Source organism: Leifsonia sp. Root4, assembly GCF_001425085.1.
In the GTDB taxonomy this organism is placed as follows: domain Bacteria; phylum Actinomycetota; class Actinomycetes; order Actinomycetales; family Microbacteriaceae; genus Microterricola.
Genome location: NZ_LMDN01000001.1, coordinates 1,068,694 through 1,092,003 on the forward strand (window position 1 = coordinate 1,068,694; position 23,310 = coordinate 1,092,003).

The 23,310-nt window shown below is 66.9% G+C and carries 19 protein-coding genes and 1 pseudogene; 1 reads left to right on the forward strand and 19 read right to left on the reverse strand.

The annotated features are described in order from the left end of the window. Positions 1–4 precede the first annotated feature (4 nt). From ASC66_RS04920 to ASC66_RS04945, 6 genes are read right to left on the reverse strand one after another with little or no spacing between them, the layout of a single operon-like run. A complete protein-coding gene (locus ASC66_RS04920) occupies positions 5–1,651 on the reverse strand; it encodes a glycerol-3-phosphate dehydrogenase/oxidase (protein ID WP_055835396.1) in 1,647 nt (548 codons plus the stop codon). A 55-nt stretch (positions 1,652–1,706) separates the two neighbouring features. Beyond that, a complete protein-coding gene (lsrF, locus tag ASC66_RS04925) occupies positions 1,707–2,582 on the reverse strand; it encodes a 3-hydroxy-5-phosphonooxypentane-2,4-dione thiolase (RefSeq protein ID WP_055835399.1) in 876 nt (291 codons plus the stop codon). Next, complete coding sequence (locus tag ASC66_RS04930) at positions 2,575–3,633, reverse strand: ABC transporter permease (protein ID WP_055835402.1); 1,059 nt, start codon at positions 3,631–3,633, stop codon at positions 2,575–2,577. The genes lsrF and ASC66_RS04930 overlap by 8 nt, the downstream gene beginning before the upstream one ends. Beyond that, on the reverse strand, positions 3,630–4,607 hold the full coding sequence (locus tag ASC66_RS04935; RefSeq protein ID WP_055835405.1) for an ABC transporter permease: 978 nt from the start codon (positions 4,605–4,607) through the stop codon (positions 3,630–3,632). The genes ASC66_RS04930 and ASC66_RS04935 overlap by 4 nt, the downstream gene beginning before the upstream one ends. Beyond that, a complete protein-coding gene (locus tag ASC66_RS04940; protein WP_200944709.1) occupies positions 4,604–6,148 on the reverse strand; it encodes an ATP-binding cassette domain-containing protein in 1,545 nt (514 codons plus the stop codon). Before ASC66_RS04940 ends, ASC66_RS04935 begins: the two co-directional genes overlap by 4 nt. A gap of 32 nt (positions 6,149–6,180) precedes the next feature. Then, a complete protein-coding gene (locus tag ASC66_RS04945) occupies positions 6,181–7,257 on the reverse strand; it encodes a substrate-binding domain-containing protein (protein ID WP_055835413.1) in 1,077 nt (358 codons plus the stop codon). Positions 7,258–7,482: 225 nt separating this feature from the next. Between ASC66_RS04945 and ASC66_RS04950 the strand changes: the two genes are divergently transcribed. Further along, a complete protein-coding gene (locus tag ASC66_RS04950) occupies positions 7,483–8,235 on the forward strand; it encodes a GntR family transcriptional regulator (protein ID WP_055835416.1) in 753 nt (250 codons plus the stop codon). A gap of 124 nt (positions 8,236–8,359) precedes the next feature. On the opposite strand, the gene ASC66_RS04955 is transcribed toward ASC66_RS04950, so the two are convergent. The 13 genes and pseudogenes from ASC66_RS04955 to ASC66_RS05015 all read right to left on the reverse strand — a co-directional run bounded on the left by ASC66_RS04955 (position 8,360) and on the right by ASC66_RS05015 (position 23,287). After that, complete coding sequence (locus tag ASC66_RS04955; RefSeq protein WP_082492015.1) at positions 8,360–8,794, reverse strand: hypothetical protein; 435 nt, start codon at positions 8,792–8,794, stop codon at positions 8,360–8,362. A gap of 196 nt (positions 8,795–8,990) precedes the next feature. After that, on the reverse strand, positions 8,991–9,683 hold the full coding sequence (locus tag ASC66_RS04960) for a collagen-like triple helix repeat-containing protein (RefSeq protein ID WP_157509650.1): 693 nt from the start codon (positions 9,681–9,683) through the stop codon (positions 8,991–8,993). A gap of 144 nt (positions 9,684–9,827) precedes the next feature. Next, a pseudogene (locus ASC66_RS17755) lies at positions 9,828–11,618 on the reverse strand (DEAD/DEAH box helicase); the annotation flags it as partial. A gap of 954 nt (positions 11,619–12,572) precedes the next feature. After that, the gene (locus ASC66_RS04970) at positions 12,573–14,105 is read right to left on the reverse strand and encodes a tripartite tricarboxylate transporter permease (protein WP_055835423.1); all 1,533 of its coding nucleotides are present in this window, start codon (positions 14,103–14,105) and stop codon (positions 12,573–12,575) included. Between the two features lie 3 nt (positions 14,106–14,108). Further along, positions 14,109–14,669 carry a tripartite tricarboxylate transporter TctB family protein gene (locus ASC66_RS04975; RefSeq protein WP_055835426.1) on the reverse strand — a complete coding sequence of 187 codons (561 nt, stop codon included), beginning with the start codon at positions 14,667–14,669 and terminating at the stop codon, positions 14,109–14,111. Continuing rightward, entirely contained in the window at positions 14,669–15,649 is a 981-nt protein-coding gene (locus tag ASC66_RS04980) for a tripartite tricarboxylate transporter substrate binding protein (RefSeq protein WP_055835429.1), read from the reverse strand. The genes ASC66_RS04975 and ASC66_RS04980 overlap by 1 nt, the downstream gene beginning before the upstream one ends. A gap of 228 nt (positions 15,650–15,877) precedes the next feature. Continuing rightward, complete coding sequence (locus ASC66_RS04985; protein WP_235496676.1) at positions 15,878–16,669, reverse strand: triose-phosphate isomerase family protein; 792 nt, start codon at positions 16,667–16,669, stop codon at positions 15,878–15,880. After that, on the reverse strand, positions 16,662–17,585 hold the full coding sequence (locus ASC66_RS04990; protein ID WP_055835435.1) for an amidohydrolase family protein: 924 nt from the start codon (positions 17,583–17,585) through the stop codon (positions 16,662–16,664). The genes ASC66_RS04985 and ASC66_RS04990 overlap by 8 nt, the downstream gene beginning before the upstream one ends. Then, entirely contained in the window at positions 17,582–18,922 is a 1,341-nt protein-coding gene (locus ASC66_RS04995; RefSeq protein ID WP_055835438.1) for an MFS transporter, read from the reverse strand. Before ASC66_RS04995 ends, ASC66_RS04990 begins: the two co-directional genes overlap by 4 nt. 120 nt (positions 18,923–19,042) lie before the next feature. Then, positions 19,043–20,035 (reverse strand): 4-hydroxythreonine-4-phosphate dehydrogenase PdxA, encoded by a 993-nt coding sequence (locus ASC66_RS05000; RefSeq protein ID WP_055835441.1) that lies wholly within the window; start codon positions 20,033–20,035, stop codon positions 19,043–19,045. Continuing rightward, the gene (locus tag ASC66_RS05005) at positions 20,032–20,499 is read right to left on the reverse strand and encodes a ribose-5-phosphate isomerase (RefSeq protein WP_055835444.1); all 468 of its coding nucleotides are present in this window, start codon (positions 20,497–20,499) and stop codon (positions 20,032–20,034) included. The genes ASC66_RS05000 and ASC66_RS05005 overlap by 4 nt, the downstream gene beginning before the upstream one ends. A gap of 44 nt (positions 20,500–20,543) precedes the next feature. Next, positions 20,544–22,307, reverse strand: a complete 1,764-nt coding sequence (locus tag ASC66_RS05010) for a dihydroxyacetone kinase family protein (RefSeq protein WP_055835447.1) — start codon at positions 22,305–22,307, stop codon at positions 20,544–20,546. Beyond that, positions 22,304–23,287: a sugar phosphate isomerase/epimerase family protein gene (locus ASC66_RS05015; protein ID WP_082492017.1), complete on the reverse strand. Its 984-nt coding sequence runs from the start codon at positions 23,285–23,287 to the stop codon at positions 22,304–22,306. The genes ASC66_RS05010 and ASC66_RS05015 overlap by 4 nt, the downstream gene beginning before the upstream one ends. Between the last annotated feature and the right edge of the window lie 23 nt (positions 23,288–23,310).

Here is a 23,310-nt window from a genome sequence, read left to right on the forward strand (position 1 = left end):
CTTGCTAGTGGTCGGCTGCATTTTCAGCGCGGACGACCCGCGGCATGAAACGGCGCATCGACTGACGATATCGGTCAAGCTCTGTCTCGGCGCGCTCGTTTGTCCAGCCCGCGTACTGCACCAGCACGGCGGCGATCACCGGGGCGGCCGAGAGGCCGACGTCGGCGTTCAGCGCGACGACCATGCGACGCAGCACAACGTCCTCCAGGGTGAAGGCACCCTCGTTCAGCACGGCGTGCACGGCCTCGGCGGCGATCGCACCGCTGTCCGGGTCGACGATCTCCGCAAGCTCTGGCGTCTCCGCGGCCAGTCGCGCGATGACCTCCGCGGCGACGCCGTAGGTGTCGACGATGCGGGTCGCGGATGCCACAGGGAGTGCGCTGCGCTCAATGAAGCTGGTGCGGTACGCGGCCCAGTCTCCGGCCGGGGCACCCGGGAGCGCAGCATCGCGGGTGGGCGAGACGCCGGGCTTGCGACCCAACGCACGCTCGATCTTCTTGGCCACCAGCTCGCCCAACGCGCGGTGAGTGGTCAGCTTGCCGCCGATCAGGGTGATCAGGCCGCTGCTGGCACCAGTGTGCACGAGGATCTCATGATCGCGGCTGACTTTGGACGGGTCGTCGAGTTCGCCGACATAGGGCAGGGGGCGCACACCGGAGTACGACCAGAGCACGTCATCGACGTTGAGCTTCGCTCGCGGGATGAGCAGGTTGACCGCATTGAGCAGGTAGGCGCTCTCGTCCTTGTCGATCACGATCGACTCGAGCGAGTCGTTGTACGGGATGTCGGTGGTTCCGATCATGAAGCGACCGTTCCAGGGCAGCACGAACATCGGGCGTGCGTCATCCGGCGACTCAAAGAAGATGCAGGTGTCCGGAGCCCCGTCAAAGGGGTCGACAATCAGGTGGCTGCCCTTCGTCGGGCCCATCTTGCGGTCGTGCCCACCGGCCAGAGCGAGCACCTCGTCGACCCACGGTCCGGCAGCATTGACGACCAGGCGCGCATCAAGCTGTTTCAACTGCCCGTCGAGACGGTCACGGTAACGTACGCCGGCAACGCGCCCGCCGGTGCGCACGAGCGCCTCGACACGGGAGTGGGTCAGAACCGTGGCGCCGTGCGCCTGGGCGTCGACGGCGAGCTCGAGGCTGAGGCGTTCGGTCAGTGGTACGTGCGCATCGTGGAAGAGTCCGCCCCATGTGACACCGCCCTCGGCGAGCTCCGGCCAATCGCGGCGCATCCTGGCTCCGAAGACGATCCGGTTGAACGGCAGCGGTTTTCCGATGGCAAGCGCGTCGTGCAGCAGCAGGCCGCAGGCGACCAACCAGCCGGGCCGGCTCTGGCCCTTCACGAACGGCACCAGCATCGGGTAATGGTGCACCAGGTGCGGCGCACGCTTGAGCAGGATGTTGCGCTCACGAATCGACTCGTAGACGAGATGCAGCTCGAGGCGCTCCAAGTACTTGAGACCGCCGTGGATCAGGCGGGTGGAGATGGCCGAGGTGCGTGCCCCGATGTCGTCTTGGTCGATCAACGCGACGCTGAGGCCGCGACGGGCGGCCTCTCGGGCGACGGCGAGACCATTGATTCCGGCGCCGATCACGGCGACGTCCACGGGGGCTACGGCGTGTGCATAGCTCGACAGAGCAGGCATGGTGTTCCTTATGTAACGACAGGGGCGCGGGATGGTTCCATCCCGCGCCCTCAGATCAGTGGGAGAGTTCCTCGTACAGGGCGAAGGCCTCATCGGGCGTCAGGTTTTCGTGCACGACGGCGCGCACGGCTGCGAGCATTGCGGACGGGTGGTCGGACTGGAAGACGTTGCGACCCATGTCGACGCCGGCGGCGCCCTCCTGCATCGCGCGATAGGCGATGGTGAGGGCGTCTTTCTCCTCAACCTTCTTGCCGCCGGCGATCACAATGGGAACGGGGCAGGCGGCCGTGATGGTCTCGAAGCCGTCCTCGACGTAGTAGGTCTTCACGAAAGCTGCGCCGAGTTCGGCCGACATCCGGGTAGCGAGGCGGAAGTAGCGGGCGTCGCGCACCATGTCGCGACCCACTGCCGTCACTGCGAGCACGGGGATTCCGACGTTCTGGCCCTGGTCGACCAAGGTGGTCAGGTTCTTGATCGACTTGGTCTCGTTCTCGCTTCCGACGAAGACCTGCACGGCCAGCGCAGCAGCGTCAACCCGCACGGCGTCGTCGATGCTGACCGCGATCTCCTCGTTGGAGAGGTCGGTCAGCACACTCGGTCCACCGCTGGCGCGCAACACAATGCCCTTGCCGTTCTCGGCCGGGATGGTGGTGCGAAGCGCGCCGCGGGTGAGCATGAGGGCATCGGCTTGCGGGATCAGAGGGACAATCGACTGGTCCAGGCGCTCGAGACCGGATGTCGGGCCCTGGAAGTAGCCGTGGTCAAAGGCGAGCATCACGGTCCTGCCGTCGGCCGGGTCGAAGATGCGCGACAGGCGGGCACGCATGCCCCAGTCCTGACCGCCAAGGCCCTTCAGGTGGAAGTTGCCCGGGGTACCGACGGGCGCGCCGCCGAAGTTCGTTCCTTCGCGAAGGTCATCGAGGTCAGCCATGTGTTGTCTCCTTGTTTCTGTTTCCGAGGTGGAGGGATTCGCGCAGTCGCGCACGTGAAGATCGGCCGGTTCCGGTGGCAGCGGCCGAGACGATGACCACGGCGACGACGAGGACGCCCTTGAGGATGTTCTGAGCGCCAATGCTCCATCCCACGAGGTTCAACAGTCCGGAGAGTAGAACGAAGAAGAGCGCACCGGTCCAGGCGCCGGTCGGAACCGCCCGACCGCCGGAAATCAACGTTCCGCCGATCACGACGACGGCGATGGAGTCGAGCATGTACGAGGTGCCGAGCACCGTACTCGGCGAGATGAACGCGGCGAGCAGGCCACCGGCGAGGCCGGCGAATGCACCACAGGCGAGGTATGCCAAGGCGGTGATCGCCCACACCGTGATGCCGGCGCGCTCTGCGGCGCGGGCGCTCTGTCCGACGGCCAGTACCGAGAGGCCGAAGCGCGTGTGCCGCAGCATCAGGGCGATCACGACCGTGACGGCGAGCACGAGCAGCGCGATCACCGGGATCCCCGGGATCCCGAGGATCTTCGCGTTCACGAACTCGCGGAGCCCGGCATCCGCCGAATGCCTGCTGGCATCGGCCAGGAGCAAGGTCGCCGAGGAGACGATCAAGCTCGTCGCCAGGGTGGCAATGATCGGCGGCACTCTGAGCAACAGAATGGCGATGACGCTGCAGACGGCTGCGGCGATGCCGACACCGACGGCGGCGAGGATGCCGGCGATCGGACCGACGCTGGCACCGATGGCCACCGAGACGTAGGACGCCATCGAGATGATCGTGCCAACCGAGACATCGATGTTGCCAGGGCCGAGCGTGATGACGAGCATCTGGCCGAGGGCGACGAGCACCAAGAACGGTGCCAGCGTCAGTGCCTGCGCGAGGGGGTCGAGCGGTGCGCCGGGACGCACGATGACAATGAGGGCCCACACGGCGAGCACGCCGATGAGGGACCAGCCCCAGGCCGGCCAGCCGAGGCGGCGACGCCCCAGAGCGGAATCCGGCTCGGTCAGCGAAGGTGAGGGGAGCGTGACGCTCATCGGGTGAACCTCTCTGTGATGACGCGACCGGCCAGAACGGCGAGCACGATGATTCCCTGCGCAGCGGACTGCAGGCTGGATGACAGGCTCATCACGCTGAGCAGCACGGTGATCAGGCCCAGGGTGACGGCGCCGAGTGTCGCACCGATGGGCAGCGCACGCCCGCCTGAGAAGTTTCCGCCGCCCAGGATCACTGCGGCGATCGTCATGAGAGTGAAGTTGCTCGCGGAGTTGATGTCACCCGAGCGGGTCTGCGAGGCCAGCAGCAGGCCGGAGACGATGATCAGTGTCGCGGCAAGCACATAGGTCACGATGCGGGTGCCGGCGAGAGACCAGCCGGCCTTCTGCAGCGTCGGTGCGCTGCTGCCGAGCGCCCGCATCCGGGTGCCGATACGGCTCTGCCGTGCGAGGTACCAGCCGATGACGGTTGCGGCCACGATGAAGACCAATGGTGCGGGGATGGCATCCGGGCGCCACCGGCCGAGTGCCGCGAGCCACTCGGGAGTGGCACCGCCCGGCGTCGGCAGGATTTGCAGGCCGAGGCCGATCCAGACGAAAGACATGCCGAGCGTGATGATGATGGAGGGAACGCCGCGCTTCTGCACGATCAGCCCGAGCAGGGCGTAGACCAGCACAATCGCCACGAGCATCCCGACACCGAGGATGGGGCTCTCGGTCAGGAGCGTGGCGGCGATGACCGTCACGAGACCGATGAGGGCACCGATGCCGAGGTCGATGTCGCCGACAGACATGATGAGCATCTGCGCCTGCGCCGCGAAGACCAACGGCACCGCGGACATCAGCATGAGCGTGAGGCCAGACACGCTGAGGATGCCGGGCTGGTTGGCAACGGCGATGCCGAGGATGACGAGCAATGCAACGAGGGAGAGCATGGCGGGAAAACCATGGCTGACGCTCACCCTGGCGCGAGTGCTCAGCCCGGGCCGGGCTGTGGCCGGAAGTGTGGTGGTCATCGCAGTTCTCCGGTGGTCTCGTCGAAGGAGTCGGCGATGATCCGCTCCTCGGTGTTGGATTCGCCGCTCAGTTCGGAGACGAGGCGGTTCGCGCGGAAGACGTAGACCCGGTCGCAATGCGCCATCTCACTGTTCTCCGTCGAGTACCAGACGATCGATCGCCCTGCGGCGGCTTCGGCCTTCATCAGCGCGTAGAGCTCGTTCTTGGTGGCGACGTCGACCCCGCGGAACGGATCGTCGAGGAGCACCAGCGCGGCATCGGCGGCGAAGGCTCTGGCGACGAGGACCTTCTGCTGGTTACCGCCGCTGAGGGAGGTGATCGGAGTGGTGGCATCACCGCGCACCTTGAGCGCGGTGATCCAGCGGGCGGCCAGTGCGCGCTTTGCGCGCCCATCGATGAGACCGAAGCGGCCGAGCCCGCGCAGCGCGGAGATGGTGAGATTCTCCGCGACGCTCCAGAGCGGCAAGATTCCCGATGTCTGGCGGTCGCCAGGTACGTACGCGCGACGCTTCGGCACGGTGACGCCTCGGCTCAGCGCGCCGGCGCTCCACAGCTTGTTCAACAGTTGCTCTTGGCCTTGACCCGCGAGACCGGCCAGACCGATGAGTTCGCCGGCGCGGGCCTCGAAGGAGATTCCCGATGCGGCGCGCACCGAGGCGACGAGGTCACCGCGCTGGCCGGCGCGACCGGCCAGCGCGGTGCCGACTGAAACGGCATCCGACTCGGCCTCCGTTGCGCGCACCTCGCCACCCATCGCGACGAGCAGTTCGCCCTCGGACGTCGCGGACGCAGCGAAGGTCTCGACGACCAGGCCGTCTTTCATCACGGCGATGCGATCGCTGTTGGCGAGCACCTCCTGCATCCGGTGCGAGATGAGCAGGACGCTCACGCCGCGGCTGGTAAGCGTGCGAAGGTGCGCATAGAGCTGGGCGGTTGCGTCAACGCCGAGCGACTCGGTCGGCTCATCGAGGATGAGCATGCTGAGGGTGTCGGTGCAGAGGGCGCGGGCGATCTCGACCATCTGGCGCTCAGCCATGGCCAGCTCACCGGTGCGGCGCAAGACCGAGATGCCGTGGCCGGGGAAGACGGTGTCGAGCGCCTCACTGATACGTCGTTCCGCGCGTCCCCGCCAGCCCCATGCACCGGGCGGGCGGGGGTCAGAGAGCGAAGCGTTCTCCGCGACTGTCAAGTCATTGCAGAGGGCGAGCTCCTGGTAGACCATGCGCACACCGGATGCGGCGGCGGACGCGGCGTCCCAGGCCTTGCCCGCCTGGCGTTCTCTGGCGATGACCTCGCCGGAGTCTGGCTGCTCGATGGCGGCGAGCATACGCATGAGCGTGCTCTTGCCTGCGCCGTTGTGACCGACGAGTCCGAGGATCTCACCATGTTCGAGCCGCAGATCGACGCCCCGCAGAGCACGGGTTTTTCCGTAACTCCTCGTTACGCCGCGCGCGATGATGGTCGGCGCGGTCTGGGCGGCGCTGGGCGCCATACCGACCGATTCACTGGGTGGTGATTCACTGATCGCTGTACGTGACATGGTTATTCCTCGAACTCGCCGCTCACACGGGGTTACTTGATGGCGGGGGCGAGAACGTCTTCGCCTGCGGCAATTGCGGTCAGAGCAGCGTCCACGCTTTCCTTGTCCCACTGGTTCGCCGCGTACTCATCGGAGTCGAGCTTGTCGGCCCAGTAGTCGAGGTCATCCTGCGAGATCTCGAGAAGGGGGAGGACGACCTCGCGTGGAACGTCTTGACCGTCCCGCACTGCCAGAGCAACGTACATCGCGGCGATGACCTGGCCGGGGTCGGTGAGGGCGGCGAAGGAACCGTTGTCGATGCCCTTGTCCCTCCAGAAGTTCAGCGACTTGCCGTCGGTGTCGAACACGACGACCGGTGCCTCCCGGCCGGCCGACTCGAATGCCTGAACGATGCCCATGCCGCCGATGCATCCCGGTGCTGCCGCGATCTCCGGAAGCGAGCCCAGCACCGAGACGATCTCCTTCTGGGCGGTGCTGCTGTCGCAGAAGCCATTGATCTCCGCGGCGACGTTCACCTTCGGGTAGTCCTCGAGGATCTCCAGCTGACGGGCATGGAACGCCTCTTCCGGCTGTGAGCCGATGACGCCGCGGTTGATGACGATGTTGCCCTCGCCGCCGATCGCCTCGAGCGCAGGCATGATCGACACCTCGCCCCACATGTCATACGCGTTGCGCACAACGTGGGCGCACGGTGCGTCCATGTCGGCGTCGAGAACGACAACCGTGATTCCGGCGTCACACGCTTCTTCAACGGCCGGGATGAGGGCGGTGGAGGAGGCGGGGATGACCAGCAGGACATCCGGGTTCTGCAGCACCAGGCTGCGAATCTGGGAGGCCTGCTCCGTTGCGCTGTTCTCACCGGGCGCGTTCACCGTCGAGAAATCGGAGACGATCCCATCGGCCTTGAGCTTCGTGGCCTCCTCTTCGAACTTGTTGATGAGGGTGAGACGCCAGCCGTTCACGAAGCCGTTGCTCAGGGCGATCGATACGCCGTCGCCGTCGCCGGCCGGGGCTGAACCGGCGTCGGCGCCCGTTGCGCATCCGGTGAGGGTGAGAGCGGCGATGGCCGCGGCGGCGATGCTGACTCGCCGAAGGGATCTAAACGACATTGTTGTCCTCCATAAATGTGATTCGCGTCTTTGCGCTCTACCTGACCGATTGGATACCTCGCGAGAACACGAAACGCCCCGATTGCCGACCGACCTGTAGTCCCTAACTCATAATGACAAGTTAGTAGTGATATGAATATAGGCAGACATTCCTTCACTGTCAACCGGGCAGCGAACGGTAGTCTCGGGATCGTCAAAGATGGCGTCTCGCATGAAGGGGGACTCATGAGCGGCGCATCTCTGCGCGATCACCAGCTCGATCGCGCATCGAAGGAGCCACTGTGGATGCAGCTTTCCGGCGTCATCCGCGGTGCGGTAACGAGTGGCGAACTGAGCGCAGACCAAGCACTGCCTTCGGAAGCCGAGCTCATAGACCGCTTCGGCGTGTCTCGCACCGTCGTCCGTGAAGCGCTCGCCGACCTCGTGCAGCGCGGCCTGATCTACAAGATCCGCGCGAAGGGCTCCTTCGTCTCGCCTCCGCGTCGCGACCTGGGCTTCATCGGCTCAACCCTCGGATCTTCCGCCGATCTGCTCGCAGCGGGGCGCAGTTCCGCGACTCGCGTACTCAGCCTCTCCGAGGGCAAAGCCGACAGCACAGAGGCCGGCGCACTCCGGCTCGCAGAGGGATCCGCGGTGATCCGGATCCGGCGCTTGCGATCTGTGGACGGCACGCCGGCTCTGCTCGTGCAGACGACGCTACCCAAGGAACCATTCAGTGGTCTGCTGAAGAGCAATCTGGAGAACCGCTCACTCTATGAACACCTCCGCCGCCACTACGGGGTGACCCCGGTCGGTGCCGACCGATGGATACAGGCGGTCATCCCCTCCGCAGAGGAAGCCGGATTGCTCGAGCTCTCCGCCGGCTCGCCGGTTCTGCACATCGAGTCGATCGCGTGGGGCGCCGACGAGATTCCGTTCGAGTACTACCGCGCGCTTCACCGCACAGACGAATCGCGCTTCTACCTCGGCATCCGTTGAGCACCTGGTCGCCCGCGGCGTAGCCGCGTCAGCCACGATGCGCACTACACGCGCGCCAAAAACCGCGTTCCGCGCCAGACATTTCTGGCGCGGAACGCGGTTGGCGGCGCGAAGCGCCGGGCGGCTAGGCGGCCAGGCCGAGGTGCTCGGCGCGGGATCCGTTCGGCGCGGCGGGGGTCAGGCCGGGGATGACAGCTCCGGCCGGGACGGTTTCATCGTCGCCGAGGCGTGCACCGGCGCCGACGCGGGCCGCGGCCCCGATCGTGACCCGGTTGCCCAGGCGCGAGCCGGCGCCGACGACGGCGTGCTGGGCCAGGTGCGCACGAGATCCAAGTGTCGCGCCGGCACCGACGATCGCGCCCGGCTCGATCCAGCTGTCCGGACCGATCTGTGCTTCGGCATGCACCTCGGCACCCGGGTCGACGTAACTTCCGCGCGCGATGAACGCGCTGCGGTGCACGGTCGCCTCGGCCGAGACGAAGCCGCGCCCGTTCGCGTGATGGCGGTAGCGCCGCGTCACTCCGGCCGCATCTTCAATATCCACGTAGTTGGTGCTCATCGCTCCCCCTCTGCTCCCGCAGCTTCTGTGTCGAAAAACTCAGTCGAGAAGCCGTGTCGAGAACTCTGTGTTGTGCCGAGCAAAGCACTCCACGCTGCATTCTCGCTGCACGTGGCCTGAGACTGCGCTGGACGCGCTCAGATGCCCGACTATTGACATAACACTGCCGGTGGCGCGGGAATTCCCTGCCTCGCCGCTACTCCTGCGGAGCCCACACTCCCGCGGCGCAGGCGTAGAAGATCATGGCGCTGGTGTCGAGGTAGATGTCGCCATCCGCGCCGCAGTCGGCGTCCGGATCCGGGCTTTCGGTGCCGAGCGTGACCTGCGTGCCTGCGACCCCCGGCTCGCCCGGCTTGCCCGGCTTGCCTGCCTCGCCCTGTTCACCCTGCTCACCGGTGGCGCCGGTTTCGCCCTGCTCGCCCGTCAAATTCTCCGCGGCGTTCTGCCTGATGTTGCCGACGGACACCCACACGCCGTCCTGCCGCAGGTAGACGTTGGCGCTGTCGAGGTCGATGTAGAGATCCCCGTCCAGGCCCGCATCGACCGACGGCGCTCCAACGCCCGCCCGCACGACCGATCCGGTTGGCATGAGTTCGGTGATCATCGCCTCCAGCTCCGCTGGGTCCAGCGGCTCCTCGCTCTGCTCTGGCTCCGGCGTCACGTAGACGGTCGGAGCCGGCGTTGGCGTCGGTGCCGGGGCCGCCGCTCCTGCCATGCTGGCGCCGAGGAACGAGGCCAAGAAGGCCAGGAGCACCACTCCGACGCCGACCCAGAGCAGCATGGCCCTGGTCACCGTCGCGGCCGGCTTGCCGCCGGCAGGAGCGGAGCCTGGCGCGCCACCCGGCGCTGGCTGGGAAGCGGGTACGACTGGCTCGTTCGCATCGGTCACGGTTGGCTCCTTCTCAGCACGGTTGACGGCGAGCATAGCGGCGCAGCGGCCCGCAGGGCGAGAGTTGGGCCCAGATCCGGTAGCCGGCATGCAGAAGGCCCGCCCGACCGGAAGGTCGAGCGGGCCCAGAACTGCTGCGTGTGGTTACGCGTTCACCGGCGTGTGGCCGGCGATCTGCGAGACCAGCTCGTCGCCCGGGAACGAGACGACGAAGTCGGCCTCGATCTCGGCACGCTCGAGCAGCTCGGCCATGCGGCGCTGACGCTGCTTGGGGATGAGCGTCACGACGGTGCCCTGCTTGCCCGCGCGGCCGGTGCGACCGGAGCGGTGCAGGTACGTCTTGTACTCGTCGGGAGCGTCGGCCTGGATCACCAGGTCGATGTCGTCGACGTGGATGCCGCGGGCGGCGACATCCGTGGCAACCAGCACGCTGACGCGACCGGAGGTGAGCTGCGCCAGGTTGCGCGTGCGGCGGGCCTGGTTGAGGTCACCGTGCAGCGAGACGGCCGGGATGCCGGCGTCGTCGAGCTGCTCGGCGAGCTGCTCGGCGAAGGCACGGGTGCGGGCGAAGACCAGGGTCTTGCCGTTGCGGTCGGCGAGCTGCTCGATGATGCGGCCCTTGTCGCGCTGCTCGATGACGAGCACGCGGTGGTCGATCGTCGAGGAGGCCTGGTCTTCACCGGCGACCTCGTGGACGGCCGGCTCAGGAAGGAATTCCTTGACCAGCTGGGCGACGCCCTTGTCGAGCGTTGCCGAGAAGAGCAGCTTCTGCCCGTTGTCGGCGGTCTCGCGCAGGATGCGCTGCACCGGCTCGAGGAAGCCGAGGTCGCACATGTGGTCGGCCTCGTCGAGGACCGTGATGGTGACCTCGCTGAGGTCGAGTCGACCCTGCTCGATGAGGTCTTCGATGCGGCCGGGGGTTCCGACGATGATGTCGACGCCGCGCTGCAGTGCGCCGACCTGGCGGTGCTGCGGGACTCCGCCGTAGATCTGCGTGGTGAACAGCCCGACGGAGCGTGCGATCGGCTGCACGGTGCGGTCGATCTGCAGTGCGAGCTCGCGGGTCGGGGCGAGGATGAGTGCGCGGGGCTTGCGGCCCATCGCGCGCTTCTTGCCGCCACCGTTCTCCATCAGCTTCTCCACAAGGGGAGCGCCGAAGGCGATGGTCTTGCCGGAGCCGGTCTTTCCGCGGCCGAGGACATCCTTGCCGGCGAGAACGTCGGGGATGGTTGCGGCCTGGATCGGGAACGGACTCGGAGCACCGAGCTCGGCGAGGGCTGCGACGATGTTGCCGCCGAGGCCCAGGTCACCGAAGCTCATGCCGACGACGTCCGAGGCCTGAATTGCCTCGGCCTCGAGGCGCTCGAGCACCACGTCGTCCTGCGGGGTGAAGTGGCCCTTGCCTGCGGTTCCGGAGAAGTCGCGCTTCGGGTAGAAGCTCGAGTCGCTGCGCTCAGACTTCTGGAATCCGGGGCGGTCGAAGTTGTCGCGGCGCGGCGGACGCTCCTCGACGTTGCGACGCGGGCGGTCCGCACGGTCGGCGACGTCGCGACGCGGTGCGCGGTCTGCGTTGTACGCGGGGCGCTCGCTGCCCGCACCGTAGGCGGGGCGCTCGCTGCGCTGGGGGCGGTCGCCGTAGGACGGACGCTCGTTGCGCTGGCTGCGATCGCCACCGTAGGCCGGGCGGTCGCCGCGGTCGTTGTTGTAGGCCGGGCGGTCGTTGCCGCGCGCCGGACGGTCACCGTAGGAGGGACGCTCGCTGCGCTGGCCGTAAGACGGACGCTCGGAACGGTCGTTGTTGTACGCGGGACGCTCGCTGCGGCCACCGGCCGCGCGGTCGCCATACGCCGGGCGGTCGTTGCCACGCGCCGGACGGTCACGTGTCGCAGGACGTCATCATCCGTGAAGACGACTGTGGCACCGGCAAGGGCCTCGNGGCCATAGGACGGACGCTCGGAACGGTCGTTGTTGTACGCGGGACGCTCGCTGCGGCCACCGGCCGCGCGGTCGCCATACGCCGGGCGGTCGTTGCCACGCGCCGGACGGTCACCGTAGGAGGGACGCTCGCTGCGCTGGCCATAGGACGGACGCTCGGAACGGTCGTTGTTGTACGCGGGACGCTCGCTGCGGCCACCGGCCGCGCGGTCGCCATACGCCGGGCGGTCGTTGCCANCGGAACGGTCGTTGTTGTACGCGGGACGCTCGCTGCGGCCACCGGCCGCGCGGTCGCCATACGCCGGGCGGTCGTTGCCACGCGCCGGACGGTCACCGCGGTCGTTGTTGTAGGACGGGCGGTCGTTGCCGCGCGCCGGACGGTCGCCGTAAGCCGGGCGGTCGTTGCCGCGCTGCGGGCGGTCGCCGTAGGCGGGGCGCTCGGAGCCACCGGCTGCGCGAGCGGCACGCTCGTCGGCGTTCCAGCGGTTCTTCTTGGGGGCGGCACCGGCCTCATCGGCGCGGAAGCCGCGGTGTCCCGGGCTGCGGGCACCCTGCTTGGGGCCGCCCTTGGCGGCACCCTTTGCGTAGGACGGGTCGTAGTTCTTGGCCGTGCGGCCGGCAGAATTGTGGTTCTTGGGCATCGAAGATGTTCCTGGGTTGTGTTCGAGTACATGGCAGAACGACGCTGCGCCGGATGAGCGCATCGCAACTGAGAACCCGGGGAAGTCGTGACCGGGGCCGTTCACATACATTGTGATTTTTCGCCAACAGAATTGTTGCGAAACCGGCCCACCAGACTTACAAACCCATCCGCATTACACATGCGGTGTCTAGAGCCGACTTGTCTACGTTACAGTACGCCGCCTGAGAAGACGCCCTGAATGACGGATGCCGCCCCACACGAGTGAGGCGGCATCCGTCATTCGACGAGCACGGGGTTGACGAGCACGGGGCTTAGGCGTCGACCTTGTCCTCAGCCCGCTCAGACGAAGCAGCCGCCGCGCGGCGCGCCTTGCCGGGTGCGCGCAGCTTGGTGAGGATCATCGGGCCCACCGCCATGAGCAGGGCGAACAGCAGAATGCCGATCGAGATGGGGCTCTCGAGCATGATGCCGAAGTTGCCCTGGCCGAGAGCCGAGGTCTGCACGAGTGCCTTTTCGAACAGCGGGCCGAGCACGAGGCCGAGCACGAGCGGCGCGACGGGGAGGTCGATCTCCTTCATGACATAGCCGAGCAGACCGAAGATCAGCACGAGCACAACACTGAACATGTTGTTGCTGACCGAGTATGCGCCGATGAAGCTCGTCAGCAGGATGATCGGGTAGAGGAAGCCGTAGGGAATACGGAGCATCTGCGCGAATACGGGCGCGAGCGGCAGGTTCAAGATCAGCAGCAGAACATTGCCGATGAAGAACGAGACGAGCAGTCCCCACACCAGCGTTGGCTGGGTCTCGAAGAGCAGCGGGCCCGGCTGAAGGCCGTACATCGTGAAGGCTCCGAGCAACACTGCCGTGGTTCCACCGCCGGGAATGCCGAGCGCGAGCGTCGGCACGAAGTTTGCGTTGGCTGCCGCGTTGTTGGCCGCCTCGGGTGCCGCGACACCTTCGATGGCGCCCTTGCCGAACACCTTCTTGTTCGGCGAGACCTTCTTCTCGATGCCGTAGGACATGAATGAGGCGAGGGTCGAGCCGGCGCCGGGGAGGATACCGAGCACGAAACCGATCCCGCTGCCGCGGAAGATCGGACCGACGCTGCGCTTGAGCTCATTCCTGGTGATGACCATGTCTTTGAAGCGCGCCTTGATGGGGGCCGCTGCGCCGATGCGAATCTGGTGCAGCACCTCGCCGACGGCGAAGATGCCGATCATGACCTCGACGAACGGGATGCCGCCGAGCAGATCGATGTTGCCGAAGGTGAAGCGGGCATCGCTGAAGCCGGTTGCGACTCCAACGGTGGAGATGAGCAGACCGGCTGCGGCCATCATGAGCCCGCGGGCCATCGATCCGCCGGCAAAGCTCACCACGATCACGAGTCCGAGAATCATGATGGAGAGGTTCTCGACGGGCCCGAAATTGAGGGCGAGGTCTGCGAGCGGCGGTGCGAGCGCCATGAGCAACGCGAGCGAGATGATCGCGGCCACGAACGAGCCGATCGCGCTGATCGCCAGCGCGGCGCCGGCTCTGCCCTTGCGAGCCATCTGATAGCCGTCAAGCGTTGTGACGACGCTGGCCGCTTCACCGGGTGTGGAAATGAGCACCGAGGTGATCGTTCCGCCGTATTGGGCGCCGTAGTAGATGCCGGCGAGCATGATGAGTGCGGTGACGGGCTCGAGAGTGAGCGTCAGAGGAATGAGGATGGCCACACCGGTCGTAGATCCCAGACCGGGCATGAGGCCAATGATGGTGCCGGCGAGCACACCGATGAAGCACCAGAGAACGTTCTCGGGCGTGAGCGCGGTCTGAAAACCGAGGATGAGATTGTCGAGCATGGTTTAGAAGACTCCAAGCAGACCTTGGGGCAGCGGCACGCGCAGGAAGACCCCGAAGATCAAATAGGCCACGCCGAGCGCGACAACCGAGACAAGGAGAGAAGACAGCCAGGCACGGCGCTCCACGAAGACCGCGATGGCCATGAGCATCAGGCCGAACGCGATGATGAAGCCGACGATGTTCACCATGAACAGGGTGGCGATCAGGATGCCGATGACGGCGACGAGCTGGCGATTACGCTGCTTCTGCGAACGCCCGAAGATGTCGATGTCGGGGTTGCCCTCGCTGTCGAGTTCGCTCTCGATGGCCTGGAAGGCCGTGGTGTCGAGTGTGAGTTCGGCGTCGCGGTGGGCGACAACCGATTGACGCCAGCGCTGGAAGATGTCGGTGAGGGCGAAGAGCATCATGAGCCCGCCGGCGAAGACGGGCATAAAACCGGGGCCAACACGACCATCTTCGTCGAAGGCACCGTACCCGATGCCCGCGACGACGGCGGCCGCGCCGACGGCCGCCAGCACCGCGCTGAACGCGATGCCGGCGACCTTCAGACGCGAGGATTCCACTACTTCAAGACCTTCGTGAGGTCGGCGTTGTTGCCCTCGAGGTAGCTGACGAAGTCGTCACCGTAGACGGCGTTGGCCTGCATGACATTGCTCTCGATGTACTCGGCGTATGCGTCGGACTTCTCAAACTCCTTGGCGGCGTCGATCCAGAACTGCTTCGCCTCGTCGGTGATGCCGCCGGGCGCGATGAAGCCGCGGAACTGCGCGAAGGCCACGTCGACGCCCTGCTCCTTGGCGGTGGGGATGTCTGCGAGCTGCTCGTAGTCGTAGCGCTCGTCTGAGAACGCGCAGAGAGCTTTGAGGTCGCCGCTCTCGAGCTGGCCGAGAACCTCACCCGGGTTGAGTGAGGCGATGTCGATCTGGCCGCCGAGCAGCGAGGCGAGCACCTCCGAGCCCGATTCGAACGGCACGCGGTCGAACTCGACGCCGGTGGCGTCTTCGACGAGGGTGAACACGATTTCGTCGAGGCTGGTTGCACCCGAGACCGCAGCGACGACGCGGTCCTTCTTTGCGGCGTCGACGACATCGGCGCAGGTCTCGAAGGGCGAGTCGGGGGCGACGACAAGGAGCGTGAAGTCGTCGCCGAGCTTCATGATGGGCGTGAAGCTCGTGTAGTCGAACTGCACGTCCTGGGTGAGGGGAAGCGCGAGCAGTGCGGTCTCGGCCGCGAGCAGGTAGTTGTCCTTGCCCTCTTGCGCCAGGAAGTGCGAGTAGCCGACCGCGCCGGAGCCGCCTTCGCGGTTTTCCACGGCGACGTTCACGCCGGTGACCGACTCGAGGCCTGCAGCGATTGCGCGACCGCTCAGGTCGCTGCCGCCGCCCGCGCTGAACGGAACGATCATGCGGGCGTCGCCCGAGGGCGTGAAACCGCCTTCTGCGCCTGCGCCGACGGATGGATTCTCGGCTGCGCTGCTGCAGCCGGTGAGGGCGAGCAGGGCTACCGCGCCGATCGCGGCGATTCTGGCCGTGGTTGACACCATGTCTATCTCCTTTGATAAGTCCAAGCCGCCCTCGTGCTGTGTCGAGTGCCTGGCGCTAGGGGTACTTCAATCAAAGATCCTATCGGATCTACGACAGTCGTGTGCAACGTTTTCAGCCGTCGGGGTGAACCCGCCGACTTCGTTACCGTTCGGTGATCAGATTCCGGATTGTGCGCTCGCCAGGCACCCCAACGATGTTCTCTGGCGACGAGGAGCGGAATGCGCGGATTAGGCGCGCAGCGCGAGCGCCTCGTCGACGACCTTCACAAAGTTGGCGGGGTCATGTGCGAATCGACCGAGGAAGAGCCCGTCGACACCGTGCAGCGTCTGCAGCAGCCCTGGACCAGCGCTGCCACCGTAGATCACCGAAACGGGGTGCTCGGCGGCATCCGGAATCGACTGCGCACGCTCGGCGCGCAGGGTGTCCCGCACGGCCGTGACCACCCCGCTGACGTAGTCAGCGGCGGCCGGTTCGCTCGCACCGATGGCCCAGATGGGCTCGTAGGCGAGCACGAGTGCGGGCAGTTCGACGAGCGAGCCGCCGAGCGCGCTGAACACCTGCCTGCGGCAGAACTCTGCCGCCTCGGCAATCGAGGCCCGCTCCGGCTCGCCGATGCAGAGCAGGGGGGTGAGGCCGGCATCGAGGCTCACGCGCACCTTCTGCGCAATGACCTCGTCGCTTTCACCGAAGTGCTCGCGGCGTTCGGCGTGACCGATCTCGACGATTCCGACGCCCATCTCTGCGAGCAGGGCCGCGGAGACTTCGCCCGTGAGAGCGCCGTCGCCCCAGCTCACGGTTTGCGCGCCGACCATGACCCCGCGCGAACCGAGGCGCTCGAGCGCTGCCGGAATCAGCGGGAATGCGGGAATCACAAACGTCCTCACTCCCCCAGCCGTCAGCTCGGGGCGCTCGTCGATCGCCGTGGCGATGCCGTCGAGCCATGCCAGGGTCTGTGCCTGACCCATGTATGCCTTGGTGCTCGCACCGACGAAGCCGGGTGCATCAACTCCGTCAGGCACTGAGCAGCCCGTCATCGAGGCGGTAGATGCGCACGGCATTGGAGAGGAACGCCGCGCGCTGCTCGGCGGGGCTCCAGCCGTCGGCGATGGTCACGAAGCCGCCCATGATGTCGTCGTAGCTTCCCGTGAGGCCGTCGACCGGAAAGTTGCTCGCGAACATGATGCGCTCAGGGCCGAAGATCTCGGCGGTGCGCTCCACGATCTCGCGATTGTTCTCCGCCGACCAGGGCACGCCCGCGAGGCCGATGCCCGAGATCTTGATGGACACGTTGGGCGCGGCGGCGATGGCGGTGAGCGCTGCCGCCCAGCCTTGGATGCCCTCACGTGAGCGGTCGCTCGGCAGTGCCGTGTGGTTGATGATCATGGGCGTCTCGGGGTGGCGCTGCGCAAGCAGGAGTGCGTCGCCGAGGTGCCACCAGGCGGTCTGCAGCTCGAAGTCGAGACCGTGCTTGGCGAGCAGCGCGTAACCGGCCTGCCAGCGCGGGTCAGTGAGCAGGGTCGCGGTCTGCGATGCCAGAGCCGCGGATGCCGCCTGCCCCGGCTTGTGGCGAACGCCGCGCACCAGCGCAATGCCGGCCAGCTGCTCCAGCGTCTCGTCGACCGCGGGATCGTTGAGCGTCGCGGCGGCCACCGCGGCGTTCGGCAGGCCGAACCGCTCCGCGATGCCGCTCATATGGCGCATCTCGCCGACGGGGTCGGTGCTGTCCCACTCCGTCTCCATGGTGACGGTGCCGACGATGCGGTAGCCGGCGGCATCCGACAGCAGATCACTCGGAAGATAGTCTCGCTTGATCGACTCGTACGAGCCGTAGCGGAACGGGATGGCCGCCTCGGGGAGCAGCCAGGGGTTGCGGCCGAGCGATGGCTCCCAGAAGTGGTGGTGGGCATCGACGATCCCGCCGGCGTAGCGCGTCATCGTGCGACCGAGTCCTCTTCAGCCGGAACCGGCTTCTCGGCCGTGAGAGCCCCGCGGCGTGCGGCGGCGAGGGGCTTCTCAAAGTTGATGAGCAGCGAGCCGAGCAGGTAGACCGTGGCGCAGACGCCCAAGAAAACGAACGAACCGGCATAGCTTCCGCCGCTGGCGCCGATGGCGAAACCCATGACGATCGGGGCGAGTGCTCCACCACCGGAGGAGGCGACGTTCATCACACCACCAACGGTGCCCACCTGCTTCTTGGGAGCGAGCCACGCGGGAATCGCCCAGTAGAGCCCACCGAAGTTGATGAAGAACACAGCGGTGCTGAGCAGTGCCAGCGCAGTCGGGCCATCTGTCACGCCGGGGAGGGCGAAGATCGCGATCGCGGTGCCGAGCCCCGAGATGCCGAAGATGGTCTTCATCACGACGTTGAAGCGCGGGGTGGACTGGCGCCACTTGTCTGCGGTCATGCCCGCGACGAGCTGGCCGAGGACGCCCATCCCGTAGACGAGGAAGGTTCCCCAGCCGAGGCCGGCGAGGTCGAAACCGAGGGCGCTCGAGAGGTAGGAGGGAGTCCACGAGATGATGCCCCACCACACGGTGGCCCAGCCGAGACGGCCCAGCATGAGGCCCCAGAACGAGGTCGAGCGTGCATAGTCCGATGCCTTGGGCAGCGGGCCGCTGGCGGTGTCGACGGATGCGTCATCGCTCTGGATGTGGGCCAGCTCTGCCGCATTGACGCCCTTGTGCTGTGCAGGGCTGTCGCGCAGGTAGAAGAAATAGAGCGCGGCCACGAGCATGGTGACGGCACCGGTGATGATGAACGCCATGCGCCATCCGCCGAACACACCGATGAGCAGCGTCACGATGAGACCACCGACCGCCGAGCCGAATGGGCCGGCTGCGTCGACGAAGGTGGCGCCACGTGCGCGTTCCTTTGCGGGCAACCAGTTGGCGTTGAGCTTGGCTCCGGCGGGGAAGACGGGGGCTTCTGAGGCGCCGAGGCCCAGGCGGGTGAAGGTGAGGAACAGTCCGCTCGAGGCGAAGCCGGCGATGAGCTGGAAGAAACCCCAGATCACGCCAGCGCCACCGACGATCTTGCGGGGGCCGAATCGGTCGAGCAGCCAGCCGCCGGGAATCTGGAAGATGAGATAGGTCCAGAAGAAGGAGCCGAGCAGAACGCCCTGCATTTCGGGGCTCATCTGGAACTCTTCGGCGATGAAGGGCATTGCCACGGAAAGGGTTGCACGATCAATGAAGTTCAGAAGCACCAAGATCCAGAGGATCGAGAAGATCTGAACGCGCACCCAGGTGCGCTTGGGGCGGAGGGATGACATGAAAACGCGTCCTTGCGGATTGAACGGGTTGTGAGGCCCGATAGAAATTTACTGCGGTAGAGGATTCGGGGCCAGCCACGAGCCAACGACGGCCGACCCCGAAAGCCTGGAGCGGAGCGCCTAAGCGCTCTGCAGCTTCTGATTGACGACGCCGACGGCGAGGTCGAAGGCGTGCTCGGTTGCACCGGTGCCGGCGATGCCCTTGCCGACAATGTCGAAGGCGGTGCCGTGCGCGGGCGTCGAGATGACGACCGGCAGGCCGCCCTGGATGGTGACGCCCTTGTCGAAGCCGATGAGCTTCATGGCGATCTGTCCCTGGTCGTGGTACATCGTGACGATGCCGTCGAACTCGTTGCGCTTGGCGGCGAAGATGGTGTCAGACGGGAATGGGCCCTGCACGTTGATGCCCTGAGCCTGAGCTGCCTCGACACCCGGGGCGATCTCATCGATCTCTTCGCGGCCGAAGTTGCCGTTCTCGCCGCCGTGCGGGTTGAGCGCCGCGACACCGATGCGCGGTGCATCCAGGCCAGAACCCTTGAGTGTGAGGTTGAGCAGTTCGATCGCCGCGGTCACACGCGGCGCGGTGATGTTCTTGGCAACCTCAGACAGCGGAATGTGCGAGGTGACGCGAGCAGTGGTGAGGCCTTCGAGCACGTTGAGCTCGCTGGTGACACCGGTGTAGCCGAGCTCGTGTGCGAACCAGCGCAACTCGTCTTCGTGGTTCATGCCGGCCAGCTTGAGGCTGGTCTTGTTGAGCGGAGTGAACACGATGGCGTCGATCTCGCCGGCGTTGGCCATGGCGAGTGCACGGGTGAGCTGGTGGATGGCGCGCGCGCCGGCCTCAACGCTCACCTGTTGAGCCGGGATGGCCTCTGTGGGGCAGGAGTTGTCGTCGAGCAGCACAGCGAAGCCGACGGACGGTGCATCGGCGAGGGGCACCTCGACACCGGCGATGGCTGCGGCGGCGGCGAGCTCTGCGGCATCCGCCAGCACGAAGACGTCGGCGGTGGCCGTGGTCTCGGGGCGGGCGAGCAGCTTGGCCGCAAGCTCGGGGCCGATGCCTGCTGGGTCACCGAGGGTCAGCGCGATGCGGGGGCGGGGAGTTGCGGTCATGATGCTGGCCTTTCGTAGCTCTCGATGACCTCGACCTTGTCGGCAGAGGCGGAGGTGGGGTCAAAGCGGTAGTCCAGCCATTCGCCGACGAGGCGCTTGGCGAGCTCGATGCCGATCACGCGCTGGCCCATGGTAAGCACCTGGGCGTTGTTGCTGAGCACGCTCCGCTCGACCGAGAAGGAGTCGTGGGCCGTGACGGCACGGATGCCTGGCACCTTGTTGGCGGCGATCGCGACGCCCAGCCCGGTGCCGCACACGAGCAGCGCACGGTCGGCGTCGCCGGCCTTCACCTGGCGGGCTGCGCTCACGGCAATGTGCGGGTAAGCGGTGTGGCCGGCGGCGTCAACGCCGACGTCGGTGACAGAGGCGACGCGGGGGTCTGCCTCGAGCAGAGCCCTGAAGGCCTCTTTGTATTCGTAGCCGGCGTCATCAGAGCCGATGACGATGCGGAGTGGTTCGGTCATTACTCTCTCTATTCTCTGCGAAGTGGGGTGGAGCGCTGCGTGGCCTAGTGGGCCTGCAGCGCGTCGCCGACGGCCATCACGATGCGGGCGAAGCTGATCGCGCCCGCATCGGGGTGGCCGAGGCTGCGGGCGACGTGGGTGCGGGCACGGCCGAGGCCAGGCTTGAGCTCGGCGGTTGCACTGGCTGCGGCCTGCGAGACTGCGGCGGCCGCGACCCAGGCATCGGCGAGCGTGTTGCCTGCGGCGACGCCGCTGGTGAGTTTTGCGGCGAAGGGTGCGTAGGCATCGATGAGGGTCTTGTCGCCCACCTCGGCCTTGCCCAAACGCTGCATGCCCACCAGGCCCGCGGCCACGGCTGCGGCGATTGCCGCCGCTCCGGATGCCGCTGCGATGGTGTCGTCGCTGTTCTCATCGGCAGCGCCGCTCGCAGCGAGGCTCGTGCCCGCACTGGCGAGGGCCATGCCCCACAACGCACCGCTGGTGCCGCCACCATGCTCGGACCACGCCTCGCCGCTCTCGGCGAGCAGGCGCACAACACCGCCGCCCTCTGAAACGACGCGCTCGCCGGCCGCGAGTGCTCCGACGACTCCGCGGCTCATGCCGATGCCGTGGTCGCCGTCGCCGGCGATCGCGTCGATGCGGCCGAACTCCTCGGCGTTATCGATGATCGTGTCGTGGGTCACACGCAACAGCCGGAGCGCAGCGGTGGCCGCAGCCTGCTGCGCAGGCGTCGCACTCTCGAGTACGCGGGTGGCCGTGGCATCCGCGACGCTCGAAATGTTCTCGTCGATCATCGCGGTGATGGCACCCTTGCGGAACGCTGCAGAGTCGGCCGGTGCCGCCCACAGCTCGGCGAGTTCGTCGGTGACCCAGAGCAGGGTGAGCGAGACGCCCGACATGTCGAGGCTGGTCACGAGCTCGCCGCACTCGCTGTCGAGGATGTCGACGCCCGCTGCCTCGAGCTCGGCGGAGACGGCGCCGAACACAGTGAAGAGCTCTTCGTACTTGAAGGTGCCGAGGCCATTCAGCAGCACCACGGCCCGGCTGCCCGCTGCCTGCTCGACGCCGTCGGGAAGCTCAGCGAGCAGGCGGCTCGCCAGGATCTCGGCGAGGCCACGGGCCGTCGGAGCCGGAACATCTTCAAGGCCGGGCTCGCCGTGAATGCCGAGGCCGATGGCCATGGTTCCGGGCTCGACGGTGAAGAGGGGGCTCTCTGCGCCGGGGATGGTGCAGCCGCTGAAGGCGACACCGATCGAGCGGGTGCGGTCGTTGGCGAGAATGGCGAGGCGCTCGACCTCGTCGAGGTTCATGCCGGCTTCGGCTGCCGCGCCGGCCACCTTGAAGACGGTGAGGTCGCCCGCGATGCCGCGACGACGCTCGCGTTCGGCCGCCGGTGCGCTCGCGATGTCGTCGGTGACGGCAACAGTGCGCACGTCGTAGCCTTCGCCGCGCAGGCGCTCTTCGGCCTGGCCGAACTGCAGGCGGTCGCCGGCGTAGTTACCGTAGCTCAACAGGATGCCCGCGCCCCGCTCAACCGCCTTGGCCACGCGGTACACCTGGCCGGTGGCGGGCGAGGCGAAGATGTTGCCACACACCGCGCCAGCGGCGAGGCCGGGGCCAACGACGCCGGCGAACGCCGGATAGTGGCCCGATCCGCCGCCGACGACGAGAGCAACCTGACCCTCCGGCATCACGGTGGAACGCACGACGCCGCCGTCAACGCGACGAGCGTAGCGCTTGTTGGCCGCCACGAAACCGTCGATGGCATCGGCGGCGAATGTGGCCGCATCCGTAATCAAATGGCTCATGCGACGGTCTCCTTTACCGGCTGGGTGGTGCTGATCTCGCTGATGTCGTTGGGAATGCCTCGCTCGGAGACGGATGCCGCCGGCAGCAGTGTGCGCAGGTAGCGCATGTTCATCGCGCTCACCCCGAGGCCGTCGCCGCCATAGTGCTCGCAGCACAGAACGCCGTTGAAGCCGGCCGAGATGGCGTCGCGGATGGCGTCGCGGTAGTTGATGACACCGAGTTCGAGTGGTGCGGGGTGCGTGCTGATGACGCCTCCGGCCGCCTCGACCCGGGTGTAGTTCTTGACCTGCCAGTAGTTCGTGTACGGCAGCATGGTCGCGAGCATCTCGCGCCAGTCTTCGATGGGGCGGTGCAGGCGCACGATGTTGCCGAGGTCGGGGTCGAGGCCCACGTTGCTCAGACCGATGTCTTCGATGAGGCGCACGGCGCTCGATGACGTGCCCAGGTACGTGTCTTCGTAGAGCTCGAGCGACACGAGCATTCCGTAGGCTGCCGCCTGCTTGCCAATCTCGCGAAAGCGCGTGACCGCGAGGTTCCAGGTGTCGGCGTCGCCCTCGGGATCTTTTGCGCCGTCGGCGGTCCAGAACCAGAGTGCCTCACGCTGGGCGGCGGTGAGCGGGCGGTGCAGGCCGATCGAGAGCACTCCGATGCCGAGTTCGGCCGCGGCTTCGAGGGTGCGCTGCGTGTAGGCGAGGTTGTCGTCGCCGTTCACCGGATCGATCACGCTGCGGCGTGTGATCGAGAGGGCGGGCACAGCCAATCCGAGCTGCTGGGTGACCGAGCGGAACTCGTCGAGGCGGCTGCGCCCGAGATCACCAATCTGCAGCCAGCTGTCGGTGAGGTCGATGGCATCGAAGCCAACGGATGCCACCTGCTCGAGGTCTGCGGCCCAGCGTGAAGCATCGGCGTGCTGCACCTCTGGGCGGGCGAGCTGGTGGAGCGCGGCGGCGATGGGCCACGTCTCGCGGGTATAGGGCATTCGACACCTCGTTGTGCGCCGAC

Bases quoted from the DNA above. Each gene is read 5' to 3' on its own strand.
- ASC66_RS05010 (WP_055835447.1), bottom strand. From the start codon at position 22,307: ATGAGCCATTTGATTACGGATGCGGCCACATTCGCCGCCGATGCCATC.
- ASC66_RS04945 (WP_055835413.1), bottom strand. From the start codon at position 7,257: ATGTCGTTTAGATCCCTTCGGCGAGTCAGCATCGCCGCCGCGGCCATC.
- ASC66_RS04930 (WP_055835402.1), bottom strand. From the start codon at position 3,633: ATGAGCGTCACGCTCCCCTCACCTTCGCTGACCGAGCCGGATTCCGCT.
- ASC66_RS04950 (WP_055835416.1), top strand. From the start codon at position 7,483: ATGAGCGGCGCATCTCTGCGCGATCACCAGCTCGATCGCGCATCGAAG.
- ASC66_RS04935 (WP_055835405.1), bottom strand. From the start codon at position 4,607: ATGACCACCACACTTCCGGCCACAGCCCGGCCCGGGCTGAGCACTCGC.
- ASC66_RS04920 (WP_055835396.1), bottom strand. From the start codon at position 1,651: ATGCCTGCTCTGTCGAGCTATGCACACGCCGTAGCCCCCGTGGACGTC.
- ASC66_RS05000 (WP_055835441.1), bottom strand. From the start codon at position 20,035: ATGACCGCAACTCCCCGCCCCCGCATCGCGCTGACCCTCGGTGACCCA.
- ASC66_RS05005 (WP_055835444.1), bottom strand. From the start codon at position 20,499: ATGACCGAACCACTCCGCATCGTCATCGGCTCTGATGACGCCGGCTAC.
- ASC66_RS04990 (WP_055835435.1), bottom strand. From the start codon at position 17,585: ATGACGCGCTACGCCGGCGGGATCGTCGATGCCCACCACCACTTCTGG.
- ASC66_RS04995 (WP_055835438.1), bottom strand. From the start codon at position 18,922: ATGTCATCCCTCCGCCCCAAGCGCACCTGGGTGCGCGTTCAGATCTTC.
- ASC66_RS04955 (WP_082492015.1), bottom strand. From the start codon at position 8,794: ATGAGCACCAACTACGTGGATATTGAAGATGCGGCCGGAGTGACGCGG.
- ASC66_RS05015 (WP_082492017.1), bottom strand. From the start codon at position 23,287: ATGCCCTATACCCGCGAGACGTGGCCCATCGCCGCCGCGCTCCACCAG.
- ASC66_RS04980 (WP_055835429.1), bottom strand. From the start codon at position 15,649: ATGGTGTCAACCACGGCCAGAATCGCCGCGATCGGCGCGGTAGCCCTG.
- ASC66_RS04940 (WP_200944709.1), bottom strand. From the start codon at position 6,148: ATGTCACGTACAGCGATCAGTGAATCACCACCCAGTGAATCGGTCGGT.
- ASC66_RS04970 (WP_055835423.1), bottom strand. From the start codon at position 14,105: ATGCTCGACAATCTCATCCTCGGTTTTCAGACCGCGCTCACGCCCGAG.
- lsrF (WP_055835399.1), bottom strand. From the start codon at position 2,582: ATGGCTGACCTCGATGACCTTCGCGAAGGAACGAACTTCGGCGGCGCG.